This window comes from Zoogloea sp. GW822-FHT05C07 (assembly GCF_058800215.1).
Genome location: NZ_CM179510.1, coordinates 998,866 through 1,020,629 on the forward strand (window position 1 = coordinate 998,866; position 21,764 = coordinate 1,020,629).

Annotated in this window: 22 protein-coding genes; 12 read left to right on the forward strand and 10 right to left on the reverse strand. The window is 60.4% G+C overall.

The features are described 5' to 3' along the window. Positions 1-48 precede the first annotated feature (48 nt). The 8 genes from AC3QL2_RS04745 to AC3QL2_RS04780 all read left to right on the forward strand — a co-directional run bounded on the left by AC3QL2_RS04745 (position 49) and on the right by AC3QL2_RS04780 (position 5,853). Entirely contained in the window at positions 49-393 is a 345-nt protein-coding gene (locus AC3QL2_RS04745; RefSeq protein ID WP_493232212.1) for a hypothetical protein, read from the forward strand. Next, positions 390-935, forward strand: coding sequence for a hypothetical protein (locus AC3QL2_RS04750; protein ID WP_493232211.1), 546 nt, complete (start codon positions 390-392; stop codon positions 933-935). Before AC3QL2_RS04745 ends, AC3QL2_RS04750 begins: the two co-directional genes overlap by 4 nt. Positions 936-1,001: 66 nt before the next feature. Further along, positions 1,002-1,247, forward strand: a complete 246-nt coding sequence (locus AC3QL2_RS04755; protein WP_493232210.1) for a hypothetical protein — start codon at positions 1,002-1,004, stop codon at positions 1,245-1,247. After that, the gene (locus tag AC3QL2_RS04760) at positions 1,244-3,613 is read left to right on the forward strand and encodes a phage NrS-1 polymerase family protein (protein ID WP_493232209.1); all 2,370 of its coding nucleotides are present in this window, start codon (positions 1,244-1,246) and stop codon (positions 3,611-3,613) included. The genes AC3QL2_RS04755 and AC3QL2_RS04760 overlap by 4 nt, the downstream gene beginning before the upstream one ends. Before the next feature lie 137 nt (positions 3,614-3,750). Further along, positions 3,751-4,188, forward strand: a complete 438-nt coding sequence (locus tag AC3QL2_RS04765; RefSeq protein ID WP_493232208.1) for a hypothetical protein — start codon at positions 3,751-3,753, stop codon at positions 4,186-4,188. Next, entirely contained in the window at positions 4,175-4,555 is a 381-nt protein-coding gene (locus AC3QL2_RS04770; RefSeq protein WP_493232207.1) for an HGGxSTG domain-containing protein, read from the forward strand. The genes AC3QL2_RS04765 and AC3QL2_RS04770 overlap by 14 nt, the downstream gene beginning before the upstream one ends. Positions 4,556-4,636: 81 nt before the next feature. Beyond that, a complete protein-coding gene (locus tag AC3QL2_RS04775; protein ID WP_493232206.1) occupies positions 4,637-5,410 on the forward strand; it encodes a hypothetical protein in 774 nt (257 codons plus the stop codon). Then, positions 5,407-5,853: a hypothetical protein gene (locus AC3QL2_RS04780; protein ID WP_493232205.1), complete on the forward strand. Its 447-nt coding sequence runs from the start codon at positions 5,407-5,409 to the stop codon at positions 5,851-5,853. Before AC3QL2_RS04775 ends, AC3QL2_RS04780 begins: the two co-directional genes overlap by 4 nt. Before the next feature lie 235 nt (positions 5,854-6,088). On the opposite strand, the gene AC3QL2_RS04785 is transcribed toward AC3QL2_RS04780, so the two are convergent. The 9 genes from AC3QL2_RS04785 to AC3QL2_RS04825 form a co-directional block, all read right to left on the reverse strand. After that, a complete protein-coding gene (locus tag AC3QL2_RS04785; protein ID WP_493232204.1) occupies positions 6,089-7,729 on the reverse strand; it encodes a hypothetical protein in 1,641 nt (546 codons plus the stop codon). Between the two features lie 81 nt (positions 7,730-7,810). Next, a complete protein-coding gene (tssH, locus tag AC3QL2_RS04790; RefSeq protein ID WP_493232203.1) occupies positions 7,811-10,504 on the reverse strand; it encodes a type VI secretion system ATPase TssH in 2,694 nt (897 codons plus the stop codon). A 9-nt stretch (positions 10,505-10,513) separates the two neighbouring features. Then, positions 10,514-11,557 (reverse strand): type VI secretion system baseplate subunit TssG, encoded by a 1,044-nt coding sequence (gene tssG, locus AC3QL2_RS04795; RefSeq protein ID WP_493232202.1) that lies wholly within the window; start codon positions 11,555-11,557, stop codon positions 10,514-10,516. Beyond that, positions 11,521-13,356 carry a type VI secretion system baseplate subunit TssF gene (gene tssF / locus AC3QL2_RS04800; protein WP_493232200.1) on the reverse strand — a complete coding sequence of 612 codons (1,836 nt, stop codon included), beginning with the start codon at positions 13,354-13,356 and terminating at the stop codon, positions 11,521-11,523. The genes tssG and tssF overlap by 37 nt, the downstream gene beginning before the upstream one ends. Beyond that, positions 13,357-13,836, reverse strand: a complete 480-nt coding sequence (gene tssE / locus AC3QL2_RS04805; protein WP_493232199.1) for a type VI secretion system baseplate subunit TssE — start codon at positions 13,834-13,836, stop codon at positions 13,357-13,359. Between the two features lie 32 nt (positions 13,837-13,868). Continuing rightward, positions 13,869-14,405 carry an Hcp family type VI secretion system effector gene (locus AC3QL2_RS04810; RefSeq protein WP_493232198.1) on the reverse strand — a complete coding sequence of 179 codons (537 nt, stop codon included), beginning with the start codon at positions 14,403-14,405 and terminating at the stop codon, positions 13,869-13,871. Positions 14,406-14,434: 29 nt separating this feature from the next. Continuing rightward, positions 14,435-15,916 (reverse strand): type VI secretion system contractile sheath large subunit, encoded by a 1,482-nt coding sequence (gene tssC, locus AC3QL2_RS04815; RefSeq protein WP_493232197.1) that lies wholly within the window; start codon positions 15,914-15,916, stop codon positions 14,435-14,437. Beyond that, positions 15,916-16,425: a type VI secretion system contractile sheath small subunit gene (gene tssB, locus AC3QL2_RS04820; protein WP_493232196.1), complete on the reverse strand. Its 510-nt coding sequence runs from the start codon at positions 16,423-16,425 to the stop codon at positions 15,916-15,918. The genes tssC and tssB overlap by 1 nt, the downstream gene beginning before the upstream one ends. A gap of 59 nt (positions 16,426-16,484) precedes the next feature. Further along, complete coding sequence (locus AC3QL2_RS04825; protein WP_493232194.1) at positions 16,485-17,093, reverse strand: tetratricopeptide repeat protein; 609 nt, start codon at positions 17,091-17,093, stop codon at positions 16,485-16,487. Positions 17,094-17,211: 118 nt separating this feature from the next. On the opposite strand from AC3QL2_RS04825, the gene tssJ reads away from it, so the two are divergent. Genes tssJ through icmH form a run of 3 tightly spaced genes read left to right on the forward strand, consistent with a single transcriptional unit; the run spans position 17,212 to position 19,953 of the window. After that, a complete protein-coding gene (gene tssJ / locus AC3QL2_RS04830; RefSeq protein ID WP_493236671.1) occupies positions 17,212-17,823 on the forward strand; it encodes a type VI secretion system lipoprotein TssJ in 612 nt (203 codons plus the stop codon). Positions 17,824-17,836: 13 nt separating this feature from the next. Next, positions 17,837-19,180: a type VI secretion system baseplate subunit TssK gene (tssK, locus tag AC3QL2_RS04835; protein ID WP_493232190.1), complete on the forward strand. Its 1,344-nt coding sequence runs from the start codon at positions 17,837-17,839 to the stop codon at positions 19,178-19,180. Continuing rightward, positions 19,177-19,953, forward strand: a complete 777-nt coding sequence (icmH, locus tag AC3QL2_RS04840; protein WP_493232188.1) for a type IVB secretion system protein IcmH/DotU — start codon at positions 19,177-19,179, stop codon at positions 19,951-19,953. The genes tssK and icmH overlap by 4 nt, the downstream gene beginning before the upstream one ends. A 43-nt stretch (positions 19,954-19,996) precedes the next feature. Here the strand turns inward: icmH and AC3QL2_RS04845 are convergent, their stop codons facing one another. Further along, positions 19,997-20,773 (reverse strand): hypothetical protein, encoded by a 777-nt coding sequence (locus AC3QL2_RS04845; protein WP_493232187.1) that lies wholly within the window; start codon positions 20,771-20,773, stop codon positions 19,997-19,999. A 107-nt stretch (positions 20,774-20,880) separates the two neighbouring features. Here AC3QL2_RS04845 and AC3QL2_RS04850 point away from each other — a divergent pair, with 107 nt between their 5' ends. Continuing rightward, the gene (locus tag AC3QL2_RS04850; RefSeq protein WP_493232185.1) at positions 20,881-21,729 is read left to right on the forward strand and encodes a M15 family metallopeptidase; all 849 of its coding nucleotides are present in this window, start codon (positions 20,881-20,883) and stop codon (positions 21,727-21,729) included. The last annotated feature ends 35 nt before the right edge of the window (positions 21,730-21,764 follow it).

Genomic DNA, 21,764 nt, shown 5'->3' on the forward strand with positions numbered 1-21,764 from the left:
CACGCCTGAATGTGGCAATCGGCCAGCGACTCAAAGGAGCTTTCTAAAATGATTGCAATCAATCGACTCGCTTGGCGTGCTGTCGCCAAAGCAGCCAGCGACCTCAACATTGCCCGTCGTTTAGCCTCTCGCGCAATGCTGGGAATCAATGACGCCAACGCCCGTAGACGCTTTGCCTTGGCAATGGACGCGGCGCCCCCGCTCCCCTCTCCGAATGACGGGCACAACTGGGCAACACTCGAAGTCCTAGGTGTTACCCGTAACACCCTGCCAGCGATTCTTGAAGCCTTGGGCGTTCCTGAAAACGCTCTTAAGGAAGCAATGGCCGACCCTGATCTTGCATATCAGCTGCTCAAGGAATTCGGGCAACACTACAAGGAGCGCCAACAATGAGCATCCGTACCGATATTGAGAATGTCACCGCCAAAATTGCCGAGCTTCGCACCCTGTGGCATGACCTGGCAGCCAAGGGGAAGCACGCGGAAGCTGTTGGCGTAGAAAACGAGATTGCCGGCCTTGAACGTGCAATCGCCCGCTATGAAATCCAAGCGAAGGCCGAAGGCACCAAGCGCAAGCACCAGCGAGCTTTCGACGCCGCCGAATGCACGCGCAAGCAGATCGACGCCCACAAGGTAGCCCGCGCCGAGCTTGAAGCTGTTGTCGCGGAAGTTGAGGCGGCAGTGAAGGCTGTCGACGCTGCTATGGAACACCTCCAGCCGGCGTTTATGAAGTGCGCCGCCTCTTGGCCCACCTGGCAGAAATTCAAAGACCCAGAGCAGCAGCAGGCTTACGACGAGGAATTGGGGGTGGACAAGTATCCGTGCTTTGATGCCTTGCGCCTTCGCCTGCGTCTTCCTGTGGTCCTGGCGATCCTTAGCCATCGCGGAAATCGTGGCCTTACTGAGATTCTTAACGCCGCCGACGCACGTTTCTAAAACAAAAAACCCCATTCGTGTTTGGAGAGGCACGAACAGGGTAAATACAGCATAGGTACTGAAATTATGAACAGTAAGGAGTCTTCTGTCACTCTCCCTTGCTCTATTGAGCATTACAGCTTCATGATGCCATGGCCGGCGGATGGCAAGCCGGGGCAATGCTGGGGTGCGAAATGCGCCGCCTATACCGCTGTGAACGACGGCTGGGGGTACTGCCTTTTCCATCAAGCTATCCGCGCAATGGGGAATGATGCCAAGCACGGAAACGAAGAAGTACGCCGTGTGCTGGAAAAGCTGGGGGTGAAATCATGACCCCATTGGCTTACAGCCAAGGGCACACCATTGGGGACAATTGCCCGGAACAACACAGGGCGGCAAGCTGGGAAGAGTTCGTCGCCGTCTTCGACGCCCCGGATATCCTCCGTTCCGTAGCAAAAGGCGGGCGCTATCTCTGCGGCCCGATGATGCCCGGCCAACCTGCGGACAAAGCGGCGGTCGCTACGTGGCGTTGCAACGAACTGGCCGCCCCTGTGACTTGGATAGCCTTCGACTTCGACAGCCTAGACGGCCCGGCGGCCCTCGATACGCTTGTCGGCATGTGCCGGGCTATGTTCCGTTGCCTTTGGCACCACACGGCCAGCAGCACGCCCCAGCGGCCCCGCATTCGCGTCGTAGCGCCATTGGATAGGGAAGCCACACCGGCCGAGATTGCGGCCCTTGCTGCAACCCTTGGGCCAATCATGGGGGCGCTACGGGATACCAACCAAGACCGCACGTCGCAACCCCTGTACCTCCCATTGTGCGGGGCTCAGGTAATGCGCTGTGACGATGCCCCGCCAATCATTGTTGACATGTGGTTGCCGGCTGCCCCCGTGGTTGCTCTCCCGCCCCCTGTGGCCCAAGAGTGGACGGCCGCCCCGTGCGAGGAATGGCGCGGCCCGGCGGACAACGACGACCTGCTACGCCGGGCCATGGGAAGCAAAAGCGCCGCGTCGGCCTTCGGCGGCCGCGCTTCCTTCGCGGACCTTTGGCAAGCCGACCCCGTTGCTTTGACGCGGGCATATCCGGCCGCCGGCCGCGTCGACGGAGCCCCTTACGATGCCAGCCAAGCCGACGCGGCCCTGGCCCAACATTTGGCCTTCTGGACGGGTAAAGACTGCGAACGCATCCGGCGACTAATGGACCGTAGCGCCCTGGCCCGCGACAAGTGGGACCGGGAAGACTACTTGCCCCGCACTATCCTGGGGGCGGTCGCCCGTCAATTTGAAGTCTTCGTCGACGAGGCAACCCGGCGCCGGGAGCAAATCGAAGAGGCTATGCGTATCGGCGAGGGCTCCGACGAAATCCGCCTTGCTGGCACGATCACGCTTGACGAAATGCTGCCCCGCTTCGTCTTCATCCAAGACGGCCAGCAAGTGGTCGACTTGCAGCAACCGCAACACATCGCGGCCTTGGGGGACTGGAAAGCGACGTTTAAGGCGTCCATGACGACCCTTGAAGTGAAGGGGCAATTCAACATGGACGGCACGCCGAAGACGAAGACTTACGAAACGGCCGCCCTGTGGGAGAAGAGCCCGCAACGCCAAATTGCCCAAGCCGTTACCTTCCTGGCCGGCGGCAAGCGTGTCGTGCGCGACCCCAAGGGCCGGGAGGCCGTGAATACTTGGAACCCGCCCGAACGCTCTACGCCACCGGGCGACCCCTCAACTTTCCTTGAGCATGTGGGCTACCTCTTCGGCGACGATACCTCGCGCTTTCTCGATTGGCTGGCCCACATAGAGCAGCGGCCGGGGGAGCTTCCGCAATTCGGCTGGCTGCACATTTCAGACAAGCAAGGGACCGGGCGCAACTGGATTGCCGGCGTCATCGCCCGCCTGTGGCCTGGATATGCAGCCGTAAATTTCGACCTGTCCGCCTTCTTCCGCACCGGGTTTAACGACCGCCTTTCGTCCAAGATCATTGCCGTCGTCGACGAAATCAACGAGGGGGCGAACGAATCCAAATGGCGTAACGCGGAAACCATGAAGAGCTTGGTCAACGAGGGGCAGCGGACCATTAACCCGAAGTTTGGCCGCATCCGGGAGGAATTCAACGCCTGCCGCTGGCTGGTCTTTTCCAACCATCGCGGCGCCCTGGCCTTGAATGAAACCGACCGCCGCTTCAACGTGGTTATAAGGGAAGGCGTACCCCAAGCCCCGGACTATTACGCCCGCTTGTATGCAGCACTGAAGGAGCCGGGATTTATCGCCGGGGTCGCCCATTTTCTGCGAACCCGCGACCTGTCCACCTTCAACCCTGGGGCACACGCCGTCATGAATGCTGCAAAGGAAGCCGTGATATCGGCGAACCGCACCGAGGCCGACGAAACGTTGGTCGACGTGGTCAAGCACTGGCCCGCCGATGTAATCCAGTCGTCAATGCTGGGGGAACTGATTACCGGACTGCCTGGCGGGAAGATCACACCGGCACACCGGCACGCCTTGGAGCGTCGAGGAATACGGGGACGGAAAAAGCCGGTTTGGTTTGGCAATTCGACTTGCCGCGTGTCCATCCTTCGCAACCCTGAACGCTGGGAGGGGGCGGACGCCAACTTGATTGCAGCGGAACTTGCCAAGGTTCCCCAGCAATTGCCGTTTGGCGGAATCCGGGCTTATCTGGACAACCTCACAGCGGCATGACGAACCCAGCGCCTTACGCTCCTTACGCTTCTTACACTGGTTCTATTTAGAGCAAAAAGAATTTCTAAATTTATTCCCAATTACCCCGGAGGTCCGTAAGAAGCGTAAGGAGCGTAAGGCAACAAGGAGCAAACCCCATGAACATCGAAGACCTTTTGCGGAAAGCGATTGGAGCGGAAGCCAAGGCAACGAAACGTAGCCCCGGCGCAGTCGCCAAGGTGTGGGCGTTGACCTATGCTGACGCGGCCGTTGCCCTCTTTGAATCCCTGTGGCCCAACAACCGCAAGGCACGGGCGCTGCTAGACGTTGCGCGGGCCTACCATTCGCGGAAAGCGGAGCTAGCGGACTTCGACCGCGCTTGGGGAGACTTCAAGAAGTCCCGGAGCAGCCGCTACCGGGCCGCCATCCTGGCCCATGACGCCATCCTTGCGGCTACAAGCGCTGTACGGGGACCGCTGGCAATCGAACGCCTGGCAGAAGCCGCCGTCGCCTTGCGTGAAGCCGAAAGGCTAGCGCCTGGATGCCCATTAGCCAAAGTCGGCAAATTCCTAAGCACCCATCATGAGCACCCCTGAGCTACGCCGCAAGCTGCGGGACTTCTGGAAGGAATGGGACCGTGTGGCAGCCCTGCGGCGCCGGATAGTGGACACGGTGAAAGCCGCCGAGAAAGCCCGCTTCGAGTTCTTCTGTGCCCATGGCTTCGCGCCGCCGGTTCGCTTCCCTGACTATCCCGAGTTCCCGCCGGAGTGTGAGGGCATGACTTGCGGGGCCAAGGCCAAAAGCACCGGGGAGCCGTGCAAGTCCGACCGGATTTACAGGAATGGCCGCTGTAAGTTTCACGGCGGACTATCGACGGGGCCGAAGAGCGACAAAGGAAAGCTGGCTGGGCTTGGCAACCTAAAACAATTCACCGAACCCCAAGGACTACCCCACAAAAGCTAACTTTTCGCTCTGTCACACATCGAAGACAAAGACATAAATTAGGTGCAAAATCCGATTGCCAATTTTCATAGGAGCAACTCGATGGCATCGAAACCCGCTGCATTGATATGGATAGCGCTTGCAGGAGTAATTGCGTTTGTCGTGTTTAGTCCAAAAAACGATAACTCGCAACGCAAAAAAATAACGGCACAAGTGGAGTCGGTCACGACTCTTCAAACGGCGCCCTTAAATGTGATGTTCGACTTCAAGGTAATTGCTAACGGTGGAATGCCAATCGTCGAGATAGGGACCAATCTTCCGCCAAAAATAAAGCTAATGGGGCTTCTGGCCAGCCCCCTCTCGCAAGGGGGAGTTGGCTATGGGGCGCAAGCACCCGGCTCGGTATCGAACAACCACGTCGCTCAGTTTGGCCCATTTTCCAAACTTGGAGAGTCTATTCCAGCAGGGAAATACCAGTTCACGGTGAATACCGTTATTCCAGACGACCAATCGGAAGAAATAAAGATTTTCGGTATCAATGGAGCGAACCTTCAAGGAAGCAACGTAAGCACTTTGCCGGGTACGCCGATTAAGTTCGCTTCTCAGACCTTTTCGTTCGAGATCAATGATGGGGGCCTGATTAGTTCTAACCAGAAAGGCACTAGGGAATCTCCCCCCGAGGATGTGGCATTGCTGATCGCTAAAGAAGAAAGGCTAAACGACAAATGTAGAGGCGGTTCGGGCGACGATCCGGCAACAGCTACAGCGTGCGATGAACGCGAAGCTGTACTTGCCGAGATTAAGGCTAAAAATTGGTGCTGGGGAAACGATGGGCAAGTCGGGGCTGACCGAGTTTGGGGGCGCTGCAAAAAATGAAGAACCTCTTGCTCTTTGCTTTGATGCTGTTTTTTTCGCTACCAGCACTCGCGTCGAACACCGACGATGCCAACGCCTGCCTAGGCTCCATCAGAATTGCCTTGAGCGCCTACAAGAAGTCGACGCTAGATGCGCAACACCCTGACACGACCCGCCTAAATCAAATGGTGGAGTTTTACGCCGCCGAGTACCCGTTCACTTACGTCATGGACGACGCCAAGTTCATGGTTCAAAAATTCGCTACCGAGATGAAGCAGGCCGGATACCACAGGGGCAACTATGAGGTGCTGGACGTGTACGCCGAGAAGGTGTCACAGGTTTGCAAGGAACTGATTCACTACACGCCGGCCGAAAAAGCCGAGCGGGACAAGTGGCAGGCCGAAGCGGCAAAACGTGGCAGGCTGCTCTATTCTCCTTCCGATGACAAGGGGACGCCTAAGTAACGGCGTGCCTCTCGGAATGCTGGGCGTCAGGTTTTCCTTACTCCACAAGCCTGTCACAATGGACAGTGGCGACGACAAAACCGGGTACGAAACCGGGTACACGGAAAGAGATGAAACTATGATTACCATTAACTATGCGGCTTTGTGGCCCCTACTTCCCGTTTAACGTGTAGCCAGCCCGCCTGATCAAACAAGAAACCCCGCACTTGCGGGGTTTCTTGTTTGGGCTCCACGCTCAGACACGCCGGCGCTTGCTGCGCCTGTGCCACAGGCCAACGGCGGTCACGCCGAAGAAGCCACCGTAGGCCGCCAGGGCAATGCTGGACGCCTCCAGCGGCGCATCGCTGCCATCGCCGTCCTTCAATTCGGCGGGGAACGGCCGGGGCGGCACGGGAATGATCTTCCAGTCCTTCCGATCTGCCGGCGCACGCTGCATGTACTCGTCGATGGACGCGACCGGAGCCTGTCCGAAGGCCCGGGACGACGGGAACTGGGGAATCCGCACATACACCAGCGCCTCGATGTCCTCCGCCAGCATCGCCTCCAGCCCGGACGCAGACTGCTTGCCGGCCACGAGTCGCGCAAGGATGTCGCGGCCGATAGCCTCGAAAGCGACGAAGGGATAAAGGGCTGTCCGCTCCGCGGACATGTAATCGAAGGCCTTGCGCCCGCTGTCGAGGCTGCCGTCCTTCACGGCCATGTACGGCAGGCCAGCAATCGCTTTCAGCATGCTCGTCGGCCCCTGCTTCGGAACCTGCCAACCCAACGCACGCAGGGTGTCGATACTGATGCCCGCACAGTTGGCAGTGGCATGGCGATAGACGAAATCGTGGCGATAGAAATGGTTGAAGACCCGCGAGATCGCGCCTTGATACAGGGCCGCCGCCCTGTCCTGCTTCAACACCGCCACCAGCATGTAGGACGGCCGATACCAGGCCTGACCGCTGTTGACATCGCCCATGTAGGCGTCCATCGGCAGCGATGACGCGATGATGCCCTTCTCGCTGACCGAATCCAGGTTGTAGAAGTTATTCACCAGCCAGTCGCGCCACTCCCCCTTTTCCCCGAAACGCCCGGTCGCGATCGCGAAATGACCACCGTGCGCTTCGTCGTCGTCGCCCTGGGCGCCGTTGAGCATCACCGCCAGCACCGGCTTGCCGCTCCACCCCTGCGGACCCGGAGCCGCGCGCTGCCACAGGACGCGTGCGGCAAGAGGCTGGCGTGCGCCACCCTCCTCCGCCCGCACCAGGGAGTCGAGCGTCTCGTTCTCGGCCAGAGGCTTGAACGGCACTGACGCCGCATCGAGCCGGAAGTCGTCCGGCCACACGCTGCGTGCAATGAAGCGTCCGTTGTCCATGTGCCCGCGCATGGACAACGCGCGCCCGGCGAAATAGTGCGCGCTCTGCGTGTCGTAATAGGACTGGTTGCTGGCGAGACGGGGTACCACCGCAAACGGCAGGCTCATACCGGCCGGGCCGGTGATCGTTGAGCCATCCGCAGCCAGCCGCCACGCTTCGGCAACCAGCGGCGCCCCAACCCAGGCCAGGGGCGGCAGACCACCCGAAGGCACACCCTTGCCGGCCGCAGCCCACTCCGCAACGTCGCGCTGTGCCGGAAGCCCCCGGCTGAAACCGGCCGGATCGACCTTGGGCACCGCGATCCAGTCATCCCGGAAATACCACAGCGCCTGCGGAATCGTCGGACACGCCGTACAACCCCCATTGGCCAGGCGGAAACTGGTGGCGGAGACGAGCCCCAGATTTCCCGACTCCATCGCCCCACGAATCCCCTGCACCTGCTCGGCGGCACGCGCATTCCCCCCGCCAAGCCCAACAGCCAGCGCCACACCGCGCACCAGCCACCCGATATACGTCATGTCGTCATACTCCAGAAAACGAAGAAACCGTGCGGGATGCAGTTCCTGGGAACTGCTCCAGATTCAGGGCCGAGGCGCGGTCTATGCCGTCGCGTACTCGAAATACCCCTGCTCGCTCGCCTTGATATGGATGTGCGCCACGCCCTCGCCTTCCGCCATGCGCGCCAGAACGATCTCGGCGACGCCGGGCAGCAGGGATCCATCGAGAATGTGGTCCACGTTGCGGGCACCGGAATCCACCTCGGTGCAGCGTTCGAGAATGGCGTCGATGACGGACTCGTCCCAGACCAGGGCGGCCTGGTGATTCGCCGCCACACGATCACGTATGCGCTCCAGCTTCAGCTGGATGATCTGCAGCAGCACTTCGTCCGGGATGGGGAAATAGGGCACGACCTTCACGCGTCCGAGAAAAGCCGGTTTGAAGGCCTTGCACAGTACCGGCCGCAGGGCATCGGCGAGTTCATCAGCCGACGGGAGTGCCTCGGGCTGCTGGTTCAGGCAAGCCTGCATGATCTGGGAGGAGCCGACATTGCTGGTGAGGATGATCAGCGTGTTGCGGAAGTCGATTTCGCGCCCTTCTCCATCCTCCAGCACACCCTTGTCGAAGACCTGGAAGAAAAGCTCGAGGACATCCGGATGCGCCTTCTCGACCTCGTCGAGCAGGACGACGCAATAGGGATTGCGCCGCACAGCCTCGGTCAGGACGCCCCCTTCGCCGAAACCGACATAGCCCGGCGGCGCCCCCTTCAGCCCTGAAACGGTGTGGGCCTCCTGGTATTCGCTCATGTTGATGGTGACCAGGCGCCGCTCACCACCGTAAAGGACGTCCGCCAATGCCAGCGCCGTTTCGGTCTTGCCCACCCCCGACGGCCCGACAAACAGGAAGACCCCCTTCGGCTTGTCGGGATTCTCGAGCGCAGCGCGGGATGTGCGTACGCGCTGCGCAATGGCCTCCAGGGCATGGTCCTGACCGACGACCCGCTCCCGGAGCAGGCGATCCAGCTTGAGAACTGTCTTGATCTCGTCGCCCACCATCTTGCCGAGCGGAATGCCGGTCCATGAGGAGACTACCCCCGCCACGACGTGACGATCCACATGCACCGGCACCATCGGCCGGTCTCCCTGCAGGGCGCTCAGACATTGCAGCGTGTCCTCCAGCGCCTGGCGATCTGCATCTGAAGGAAGCGCCGGCATTGCAGCCTCATCCATCCCCGGCACGCGGCCATCAGGATGGGACGTCCGCCAGCCTTCGAGACGCGCCCTGATCTCGAGGACACGTTCGACGAGGCGACGCTCCTCACCGAGACGGGCGTGACTCCGTGTGAGTTCGGATTGCAGTTCCTGGATACAGGCTTCCAGCTCCGCGATCCTCTCCACATCAAGCGGCAGCTCCATCGACTCCCGGCGCACGGCCGCGAGCTCGGCCTCCACCTGCTCCTGCTTTTTGCGCAATTGTTCGATCATCAAGGGCGTCGCCCCATGGGCCAGGGCCACTCTGGCGCATGCCGTATCCAGCACGCCGACGGCCTTGTCCGGCAACTGGCGTCCGCTGATGTAGCGATGGGACAGGCGTACCGCTTCGGTGACCGCCTCGTCCAGTACGCGCACCCCGAAGTGCTGTTCCATCAAGGGCACCATGCCGCGCAGCATCGCGGCTGCGACGGGTTCGGCAGGCTCATCGACCTTGACCACCTGGAAGCGCCTGGCCAGCGCGGCATCCTTCTCGAAGTACTTCTTGTACTCCGCCCAGGTCGTTGCTGCGATGGTACGCAGCTCGCCCCGCGCCAATGCCGGCTTCAGAAGATTGGCCGCGTCATTCTGTCCGGATTGCCCGCCGGCACCGATCAGGGAGTGCGCTTCGTCGATGAACAGCACGATCGGGGCCGGACTTCCTCTGACCTCCGTGATGACGCCCTTCAGGCGATTTTCGAACTCGCCCTTGACGCTGGCACCGGCCTGCAAGAGGCCCATGTCGAGCACATGGATGTTCACGCCCCGCAGCGCAGCCGGAACGTCATCCGCGGCAATTCGCAGCGCCAACCCCTCGACGACCGCCGTCTTGCCGACGCCAGCCTCCCCGGTCAGGATGGGATTGTTCTGCCGGCGACGCAGCAGGATATCGATGAGCTGGCTGATCTCGGCCTCCCGGCCAATCACAGGATCGAGCCCGCCCGCCCTCGCCTGCTGCGTGAGGTTGGTGGTGAAACGATTCAGTGCAGCGCTCTCCCTCTCGGCGGGCGTGGCAGGCAGCTCGTCCTCCCCGAACGACGGGTCCAGCCCTGCATCAGCCCCTCCGGTGTATTCGACGGAACCCCGCGTGACTTCGTCGAACCTGTGCTTCAGTTCGTCCAGCCTCACCCGGGACAGCAGGGATGTACTACGCGCCGCAATCTGAGCCAACTCCGGCTCGGTCAACAAGGCCAGCAGAAGATGCCCTGAACGAATCAGCGGCAGCTTCGCGTCGAGGGATACAATCAACCAGGCTTGGGCCAGCAGCTTGGGAATCCGGACGGAAAACACCGGAGTCCGGCTGCTTCCCGCCCTGAAGCCCTCCATCTCGCGGTTCAGTTCATGCTCCACCGCCCGGGCGCTGATGTCATTGCGCGCCAGGATCAGGGAAAGATCCAGATCGGACTGTTCCAGCAGCGCGACGAACACGTGCTCGATATCGACCTCGTGATGACCGCGCGACATGCACAAGCTGGCGGCACGTTCCGCGGCCACCCGGCAGCGGGGATTGAGTTTGCTGATCAGCACTTTGAGAGAAGCCGTCATCGGAAGCCCTTAATCCGAACAATGAACAAGAAAGCGCAGATCCCCACGATCGCGGGTTTCCGCGCGGGATCTCAGGAAAGTGTCGTAACCCAGCCGTCCGCCCCGCAACGTTCCCAACCTGGCCGGGCGAACCTCCGGAGCGCGCAATTGCAGGCAGACCTCACACTCGAACTGCCCTCCCGTCGCAAAACCGAGCAGCCTGGCAAGCGCCATTGCCAGCTCGCCCATGGGCAGAAACGAGACGTAGCGGTCGTAGTTCAGGGAGCGGATATGAATGCGGATGCGGAGATTCCGCTGCCAGACCCTATCGCCGAGCAAGGTGTTAACTCCAAGCACCGCGTTGTGCCCGCCCACTGCGGACCGCTGGCCGGCAGGCGCCTCGTACCAGCGCCCAACGAACTGTTCGACGGCGACATCCGCCTGGAAATACGCGCCCAGGACCTGCCTCAAGGCGCTGGCGGAAACCGGACGCTGACGAAGGAGACCGGCGAAGAAAGCCAGGGACTCGTCATCGATCGGCCCGGTCTTCCGCTGCAGCCGCTCCCGAAGTGCAGCCTGACCGAGCCCGAGCAGGGACAGCAGCTGCGGCAGGAAATGGTTCCGGCGATCCGTCTCGTAGAGATACGGAAGCTTGTATTTCTTCCACGCGCGATAGAAATGGCCAACGGCACGATTCACGAATAGGTCGAGGAATGCCCGCCCCGCGACGTCACGACCATGCCGCTCACGCTCGACAACCCTTTCCGTATAGTGCAGCGGCAGCGTGCCGCTCACCCCCAGCATGCCGATGAAGCCCGGCGTGATTTCGACGCGTTCGATGTCCGGATCCGAATCCTGCCCGTTGAAGGAGATGGACATTGCGTCGATCTGGCTGGGCGCAAAGCCCAAACGCAGGGAGTTGCGAAACAGGATCCGTTCGGACACCGGATCGCCGCCCTTTTTCCGCAACAGCAACTCGTACATGCGTACGAGCTGGAAGAACTCGTATGCCGCGGGCTCCTGCTGGCTGTGCTCGATCAGGCTAGGACCGAATCGCCGCTGCGAGGTGCGCATCGGATCAATTCCTCCCCGGTTCGTCCCGAAAGGATCACCAGTTGAACGAAGCTGTTCAGGCCCACATACAAACCCAGGAAACGGTCCAGGCAGGATGCAAAGACATGGAGACCGCTGCCCACGAAACTCGACTCGTCGATGCTCAGACGAACCTCGAAGCCTCTGACGAAGCAGGCGAATGGTTTGCCCTGCATCCAGACGGTCTTTTCCTGCCGTTCGATGGACAGCAGCCCCTCGAGTCTCCGGCGGGACGTGGCCGTCTGCGGCAGGTCGTACAGCGCCAGCATTTCCTTGAATGCAGCCAGGCCGCTCCCGGTCAGGGAGAGGTGATTCAGGGAGAGATGGGAAATGAGACGCCACTGCGCGTCGCCACGGTGATCGAAACGCCAGGGTTGCGACGGCTTTTTCAGCAGGCGCACAACAACTGCCTGAGAGCCGCCGCCGAGGAGCAGGTCTCCATCCGTCCCGCCCCAGGACATCAGGGTCGGCAACTCCCGGTTCGAACAGGTCAGCCGGAGGCTCAGGACATCATTCTTGGGTTGAAACGGATCGCAGTCCGTATCGACCACCGACAGCAGGGTTTCGAAACCCGGACTGCTCTCCGCAAGCATGCTGTCGCGCTGCGCAAACCAGTAATGGCCGTGCAGATCGGGCGTTTCCCCGTGCCGCAGGGAGAAGAAAGGACGAAACTCCACGATCGACTCACCTTCAGGGGTCTGACGCACCCGGTGCACACTGTCGATCGAATACACCTCGTATGCCGATGGCCGGCGCCCATCAGCCACGACCGGGTAGGTGGACGTCTGCCCCGATACGCGGATGGGGTCGCCGCACTGCTCGAACAGATTGACGACAGGGACGCACCCCAGGCGCAGATTGTGCGTTGCCAGGGTCTTCAGCAAACGCGATGGGTCACCGTCGGAGCGCAGGCCCCCCAACGCCACATGCAGGCGGACTCGCTGCTTGGCATGAATCGATGGGGGCAGGCTACGCAGATCCAGATCGAAAAAATTGAATTTTTCAGGGAAGCAGAAATACTCGGTCAGATATCGATAGGCTTCGTGAGCCGACGGCGGCATCTCGATGAGCGCCTCATCGGGCGCAAAGCCAACCGTACCGAGCATCTCTTTGGAAACCGCTTCCCAGCGGGAATCATCACCCTCTGCGTAGATTTTCAGGCGGTTCAGGAACAAAGCATCCCGTAGCGCCGAGGCGACCGAGGGCTCGGCATCGATATAGAAACGGAGCTTTCCCATCTCATGGATCGCACGGCCTTCCGACGCTCCGTCCAGCCGCAGGGCGAACGACAGGATGGCGTTGCACCCCAGGGGCAGCAGGACACCCGCGGGGGCACTCCCCACCGGGTCGAACTTCAGATCGGCAACGGCAACAGGAGGAAGCGCAAGCTCCCATGCGGTCCTGAAACGACACGCGGCCCCCTTGATCGGCCTGGACTGGACTTCCGTGCCCCTTGGAACGAGGAAGGAATCCGCAGACGCCTCCTGCTCCGACGGGGAAAAGCAGGCGATGGCGCAACTCGGAAATGCGCGAAGATAGTGCGGGTAGAGGACGCTCAACAGCGCCTCGGTGAATTGGGGGTAGCCATCCTCGATCTTCTTCGACACCCGCGCCGTTAATAACGCGAAGGATTCGATCATCCGTTCGACATGCGGATCTTCGCAGCCGTCGCCCGACAGCGACAGCTGCGCGGCGACCTTCGGATAACGTTCGGCAAACGCCCGCCCGTGATTGCGCAGAAAGGCGAGTTCGCGTTCGAAATAAGGCAGCAGATCCTTCATTCAAGCCCCCGCCCGCATCGATCGCTGACTCACGGAATACTGCAGGCAGGTCGGCTGCAGCGTGGCATCAAAAGCGACGCGCTCCTCGGCGAGACTGACGATCAGCATGGCATGGATTGAAAAAAGCAGCGCATTGACGGTCTTGTGCTCAGGCTCGAGTTCGACCCGCACATCCTTCAGACGCGGCTCGTGGGCATTGATGGCCGCCTCGATGGCACTGCATATCCGGCGCCGGTCATGAACGCTGACCAGGTTCAGGCCGGCAAAGTCCGCCAGCCCGAAACCGATAACCGAACGGGCGGCCAACGGACAGTCCTTGTGCAGCACATCATCAACGACGATCCGCGTATTCAGGAGTGCCTCGAGATCCCGCGCCACGCCATCGATGAGTTGCGCCAGGCTGTGCCGTCGACGCGCGACAGCACCAGGCAATTCTTCGAACAGCTTGTCGAACAGGGATGGTTCGAATCCATTTGCCATGGCAATCCCGATCCCGCGCGCCCCAATGCGTGTTACGTGAGATTGGGCGTGTTCTTGGCGAGGTTCCAGGCACCCTGGATATTCACCTTGCCAGACTTGGTCCCATCGATATTGAGTTCATCGTAGGTCCATTTCACCGCCGAGTATTTGAGGGTGAAACTCTCTTTCGGAATCCCCTCCTCCGCGACAACCGGCGAGACGGATGCGACGATCACGTTCTTCAACTCGATCTTCAGATACTGGTGCCGGTTCTGTGTCGCCGACGGATTTCCGGTGGTGTTCTTTCCACCAAATGCCCGATAGAAATAGATGATGACATCGTTCACGACCAAGCCCGACGAACAAGCCTGATAGAGTTTCGGACTGGACCCGTCGATGTCTTTTGTGAACACCATTTCATCATGCTCCACGCGCTCCGCGGTATGCCCGCCGGCAGCCGAGGCGGTGGCAGACTTCGGTTGGCGCATCGTGTGGCTCCAGCTGTACACCTCGACGGTGTCCTTGTGCTTGGAATCCCGGGAGTCGCCCTTGATGTCGCTACCCTTGAACTCGATGTAGATATCCTTCATTCCTGCCTCCGCCCTTCACGTTGATAAGGTCAATTCTTTCCGTTCGGTAGCTCTGCCACCAGACGCAATGACACGGACAATTCGTCCAGCTGGAAATGGGGACGAATGAATGAAACGGCACGATATGCCCCCGGTCGGCCGGGTATTTCGCTGACTTCGATTGCGGCCTCTCTCAGCGGAAATTGCGCCTTGGTTTCCTGCGAGGCGGAATCGTCGGTCGTCACGTAATTGTCGATCCAGCGCTGCAGATAGCTCTCGATATTCGCCGCGGTCGCGAAACTGCCGATCTTCTCCCGCATCATCGCCTTCATGTAATGGGCAATCCGCGAGACCGCAAAGATGTATTGCAGCTGGGCCGACAGGGTCGCATTGGCGTTGGCGGAATCCGTGTCGTACTTTCTGGCTTTCTGGGCCGACTGCGCGCCGAAGAACGCCGCGTAATCGGTATTCTTGCAATGGACCAGCGAGATGAAGCCCAGATCGTTCAGTTCCTTCTCCCGGCGGTCCGTTACCGACACCTCCGTCGGGCACTTCAGGACGACCTCGCCATCGTCGGTCCGGAAAGTGTGTGTGGGCAGATCTTCAACCAGCCCGCCCCCTTCCACACCCCGGATAGCGGCACACCACCCGTGCTGATCGAAGGCATCGGTGAGGCGCGCCGCAAAGGCGAAGGCAGCGTTGCACCACAGGTATTTGTCGTGATCGGCGCCGTCCACATCCTCGACATAGTTGAACCCGTCCGTCACCAGCCCATCAATCGGGTTGTACGGCAGACGCCCAAGGAAGCGCGGCAATACCAGGCCAACATAGCGCGCATCTTCCGAGCTGCGGAAGGACTTCCATTTCGCGTATTCGACGGTATCGAAGATCTTTGCCAGATCACGCGGTTTGCCCAGCTCCACATAGGAATCCAGACCGAAGAGCTGGGGCGCCGCCGCCGTGATGAAAGGCGCATGCGCCGCGGCCCCGATATGGGACATCTGTTCAATGAAGAACATGTCTTCGGGCTGGCGAGTCACCTCGAATTGCCCGACAAGGGCTCCGAACGGCGCGCCACCGAAGGTTCCAAACTCCTCCTCGTAAACCTTCTTGAACAGCGCACTCTGATCGAAATCGATGGCCGAGCGGAAATCCTTGACCAGGTCCCGCTTGCTCGCGTTGAGCAGCTTGATCTTGAGATGCGTTCCCGTGGATGTCTTCTTGCACAAGTAGTGCAATCCGGTCCATGCCCCTTCCAGAGCCTGAAACTCCGGCGCGTGCATGATGCAACTGAGCTGCGCTGAGATCAGTCGATCCAGTTCCGCGACTCTCGCGTCAATGGCAGCGGCAAGATTCTCGGATACGGTCACTTCACCCTCAAGAACCTGGCTGACCAGCTCCCCGATGATGTCCTTCGCACGTGCCCGTTCGGGTGCCGACTGGGCAACCTTGCTTTCCTCGACGATCCTGTCCAGCAGACTGGGTTCGGCATCATTCTCTGCAACGGTCGCCACGAGTTGAGGAGCAGCCATTACCGCCCCTCCCCGGAAGTTCCGGCCTTCAAGGCCTTCAGATCCTCGGTATTGGCCAGTACCTCGCTGAGCAAATCCTCGAGTTTCTCGTTACCGGCGAGCTTGTTACGCAAGTCCGCCAGCTTGGCCCGCGCCTCCTGCAACCTCCGCAGGGGTTCGACCTGCCGTGCGACGGACTCCGGACGAAAGTCATCGAACTTCCTGAAGGTGAGCTGCACCCCGAGTTCGCCTCCGTCTTTCTGAAGCGCATTCGGGACCTTGAAAGTCGCCCGCGGAGCCATCGATGCCATCACATCATCGAAATTGTCCATGTCCACGTTGACGAACTTCCGGTCGCGCACCTTTCCTTGCGGCACCTCGGACTGGGCGGCGAAATCGCCCAGCACGCCGACCACGAATGGGAGCTCCTTCATTTCGATCGCGTCGCCCACTTCGACGTCATAGGTAAGCTGGACCCTCGGCGGCCGTACCCTTTGCAGCTGCTTCTGAATACTCTCTTTTTTTGCCACGGCTGTATTCCTGTGATTGTTGGTCAGCCCGGATTCCCCGGAAGGACGGGCAGGCTCGCTTACTTCAGTGCGTCGAAGGGATTTCCTCCCGCAGCTGAGGGACGGGCGTCACTGTCCGCAGCTCCTTTGCGCCGGGGTATGGGGACCGACTGCGGTTTGGGCTTGGCCGGGCGCGCGTCTCGCCGGGAATCGACAGTCGGAACCAGGACGTCCTCACCAAGGGTTTCCCGCATCACCTTGACGAGCCCCACCGCATCGGAGTGGGCGCTCCCCTTCAATTCGGTATCGCTGCGCAATTCGTTCAACGACTGCCCGGCAACCCGCAGGCCGGCGACAGCGCGAATGACCTTGGCCGAGCGATCAGCAGGATCCCTGAGCAGGACCTCCTCCGCGGCGGAGATGGCCTGAGCATAGCTGCCGGCATCAAAGTAAATCTTGGCCTTGCGCGCCCATGGCTCCTTGCGTTCCGGATTCCGCCTCGCCATGTCATCGAGGAGTTTAATGGCGTCTTTCTGGCTGCCTTGCTGCAGCAGGGAGTCCACCGATTTTCCCGACACCTCAAGCGCCGCATTGAATTCATCGGGCTTCAGCGAAGGACCGCCTGAAGAAGTACATCCCGACAACAGAAAGACAAGGGCGAGCGACTGAAAAGTTCTTCTCTTCCACATAAGGATTCATTCGTCACGAACAGGGAACAGGGCATTCACGAAAATGACAATAAGATATTACACAGCCATCAAAATTCACACAATAGCTAATTTGAATATCTGGATGTACTATACGCCAATGCCTCAACATAGTCTCCCACCCGTCTTCCATCTGCTTGCCCTGGCAACCTGTGCATTGCTGACGGGTTGTGGAGGCGCGGCACTTGTCCAGGCTGCAGGTGGCGTGATCGACATTGCGTTGAACACCTCAGGGCTCGCAGCCAGATCAGGAAACGGCAAACAAACAGCCGAAATTCCGCTGAGGATTCAGGCTGGCGAACAACTCAATACGTCCAGCGACGGCAAACCACTGTCATTGGTCGTCAGGGTCTATTCGCTGCGTTCCACGGAGCGCCTCAAGACGCTCACGTATGAGCAGCTGACAACCCCCGAAGGGGAAAAGGAAGGCCTGGGTGATGACCTGATATCCGCTCGCGAACTCGTCCTGCTGCCAGGCAAGAACTACACGATGCAATTCCGCGGCACTCCGGAAACAACTGCCATCGGTGTTGCGGGCCTGTTTCGCGCTCCCCATGCCGGACGCTGGAAGCTCGCTTTCGCATCGGGCACGGCTTCCGAAATCATCATTGGCGCCCATGCCTGCGCCTTCACGACGAGCTCAACCACTCAAATCCCCGACCCTGACCGCGGACCGGCCAGCACCCTTTCCGGGATCCGATGCAATCGCTAGGTGACTTCAGACGATGAGCCATGCACAACCCTTATGGGGCGAAGGCCTGTTTCTCCGGCCCCAGCACTTTCAGCAACAGGACATTCATCTCGACTCGACGAACCGTCGCACGCTCCTGACGGCAAACCCCTTTGCCTGGGGCGTCAGGGAGCTGGAGCTCGACCGGGATGCAATCAACAGCGGCATTCTGCGTTTCAACCGGATAGACGTGGTTTTCCCGAACGGCGACACCCTGCTCGCCCCCGATGTTGACCAACTGCCCCCGCCTCTCTCCCTGAACGAAACTGCGCTGAATGACGGCGGAACGGAGTTTCACGTCGCCCTGCGACACCTGAACCATCAGGGCAGCAATTGCACCCACGACCTCTCCTCTTCGTGCAGCAGCCGATACCTGGTCGTATCGTCGGAAACGCATGACCTGTTCTCGGACGCGAGCGAGACGGAGATCGCCCTATTGAGCAAGATTGCCTACATCAGACGGGAAGGCGAACCGAGCGAACAGTTTCAAAGCCTCCCGCTCATCCGGATCTGCAAGACTTCGAGCAACGGCTTCGAGGTAGATCCCGTCTTCATCCCCCCTTCGATCAGCCTGCGAAGCAGCCCGCGGCTCCTGCTCATGCTTCAACGACAGATCGATGCACTCCTGGCAAAGGTGGAAGCGCTTTATGGTTTGCACCGGGAGCCATCGAAGAACATCATCGAATTCCGCTCGGGAGATATCGCCTCGTTCTGGCTGCTGCATACCGCCAGCACGGCTTGCGCCACGCTCACCCACCTGCTGCGCAATCCGCAGAACTCCCCGGAACGACTGTTTCACGAACTGCTGCGCCTGTCCGGCGGACTGCTGACATTCTCCCGGCACCACACGCTCAACGACCTTCCGGGCTACGACCACCTGCATCCGGGCCCCTGCTTCGCACGCCTGGACGCGCTGATCCGGGAGCTCCTGGACACGGTCATTCCCACCCAGCATTTCGCTATTGCGCTGACGAAACCCAAGCCCTCATTCCATCTGGGGCAACTGGACTCCGACAAGATCGATGACAAGACGCGCTTCTTCCTGTCGATCCGCGCGGCGCACCCCCAGTCCGAGATCATCGAGTCTGTCCCGTTCCGCCTGAAGGTCGGAGCCCCGGATGACGTGGAGAAGCTGGTTCTCTCAGCGATGGCCGGCGTACGGCTCAGTCATGCCGTTCAGGTGCCAGCCGCCATCCCAGTGCGGCCCGGCGCATGCTACTTCTCCCTCGATGGGCACGGCCCTCTCCATGAGCGGATGCTGAAGGCCCGGTCCGTCATGATCTACGCCCCTGAAAGCTATCGGGATCTGGAAATCGAGATGATTGCGGTCACAGCATGAATTCAATACCCAGCCTCTTTGCGGAAACGCCGCAACCCACAACGACCGTCAGCGAAATCCCCCAACCGGGAACGCCCACGCTGGTCGACCTGCTCTACGATGGCTTTCACATGCTCATGCTGCTCCGCACGGGCCGCCTGCCGGAAGACGCGGAGCGGTTTTCCAGCGCCGTCGAACACCTGCTGGATGCATTCGAACGCAAGGCGAAGAAGCTCAACTTCGACAGCGACGACATCCACGATGCCAAATATGCATTTTGCGCAGTCGTGGACGAGTTCATCCTGTCCTCCCGGAATCAGATCAGGGAGACATGGGAGCGCCGGCCACTCCAGCTCCTGTTGTTTGGCGAGCAGTTGGCCGGAGAGCACTTTTTTGACCGCCTCGAGCAAGCACGCAGCCATGGCACGCGGCGCCTCGCCGTGCTCGAGGTATTCCAGATGTGCCTGCTGACCGGATTCAAGGGCCGCTACGTGCTCGAAGGCCCGGAGAAACTCCGCTACCTGACCTCGCAACTTGGCGATCAAATCACGCATATCAAGGGCAAACCCAGCGGGTTCGCCCCCAACTGGGCGCCACCGGACAACATCATCCATACCATCAGGAACGACATTCCCGTCTGGATCGTCATGTCGGTCCTTGCACTGCTCGGCCTGCTGGCTTATTCCACCCTGCTATGGCACGGCCGGGACAGCATCTCCGACGCACTCAGCGCATACACCAATGTCGTGCAGTCACCGGCGAACCAACCCAATCTGACGATCACGCTGCCGTGACTGTCAGATTGGGCCTGCCGGCGAACAAGTGAAGCCGGCCCGGCTACTTCACGATGGCGGTAATGATGTCCACATCGCGTTCGACTCGCTGAACGCCCGCATCAGGAGCAGGCCTACCTACGCTAGCGGCTCCCTGCCCCTTGATCACCGCCGGTTTTGTAACGCCGGCGAGGCGTCTATCGACTGGCTTTTGTGCTGCCACTCGGCCAGTTGCGGCAAGCACGGCACCACGCTGCCGCTCTTTGCGCACAGCGACGACACCGACCGGCTTTCGTGCAACGCCAGAACGCACGTCTCGCTTGGGCGACACTTTCGCCCGGGAGGGCTTTACACCGTCCGCATGCGCAACCGGAACCCTCTTTTCCGCATTGACGGGCATCGCGGTTCGCACCGGCGTACCGTGCTCAGGCGGCACCTCCAGCAAGGGCGGCTCGCGCATGATCTCGACGATTCGGGCAGCACCGCCATCTCGCAAAGAGGCGACCTCGATGCGCTTTTCTTCCGCCATCCGCGCGTCACGCGCAGCGCCAACCTCCTCCGTCCGCTCTCCGACGTGTCCCATCCACGCAATAACAGCGAGCGCTCCAGCAACGAGCCCCCCCACGCCTGCGATGCGCCCCCCCACCCTCCTTGCCCTCTTCGGCAATGCCTGCACGCCTCCAGACGAACTCAGATCGCTCAGGATATTGACCGGTGAAGCCACGGCATCCACAGGCATCCCGTGACGCCTTTCGCGAGCCGTCCCGACTTCAGCATCCACCATGATGAATTTTCCTTTGTCATATTTTTCCATTTCGATAAAATACCAAAAATTTCCCATATGACATATCCACCCATGTCTCTCCTCAAGAAAAATGACGGGCTCAATGCAATGACGTCCAGCGTCCCGGCCCGCCCGCTGCGGGGAGTGGGGCGAGGACGAACCGAGTGATCCTCTATGGCGTACTGGCCTACTTCCTGCTGATCGCGGCAGGGGTGGTCCTGTTCGTCCTGCCCGGCTCCTCACCCCGGATCTGGCGCCTCCTGGGCAAACGACACGAGCCCGACAGAACATTCCCGCAGCAACACCAGGCACCCACACGGGATACGCGGGCCAACAAATGGACTGGCAACGTACTGTCAAGGACGAGGGATCTGCTTAAGGCGGTATGGCAGCGCCCTGTTCTCAGCCTTGGAGTCGTTATCCTGTTGACCGCCCCGTCCCTGGCGATCTTCAGCCTGAACATCTCCCGAGTTTTCGAATTCGACGGTAATGGCACCAGCGCCGACCGTCAGATCACCGCCCTGCTCGAAGGCGAGCGCCTCATTCCGCCCCCTCCGCTTCCACCCGAAGTGTTCACGACCCGTGAAGTGGAAATCGTCCACCCCGGCATCGCCCATGCCAGCCGCAACTGGCAGCAGCTGGACCCGGAGTTCACCCAGCGGCTTCTGATCGCCTTCAGATTGATGGAGGAGCGGCATGGATACCGCATGACGCTGATCGAGGGTTACCGGAGCCCGGAGCGGCAGGCACAGCTATTTGCCGAAGGCGAACACGTGACAAAAGCCAAGGCCAACATGAGTTATCACCAATATGGCCTGGCCGCGGACTGTGCATTTTTCAGGGACGGAAAGATCGTGATTTCCGAACGCGATCCCTGGGCCATGCGCGGCTATGAGCTTTACGGACAGATTGCCGAGCAGCTTGGACTGACCTGGGGTGGACGATGGCAACTCAAGGATTTCGGCCATGTGGAACTCCGTCGGAAAAATGTACTAGGCCAGGCGGCTCGCTAAAACGCGACCTGAACAGATACCTCCCCGTGTGATCG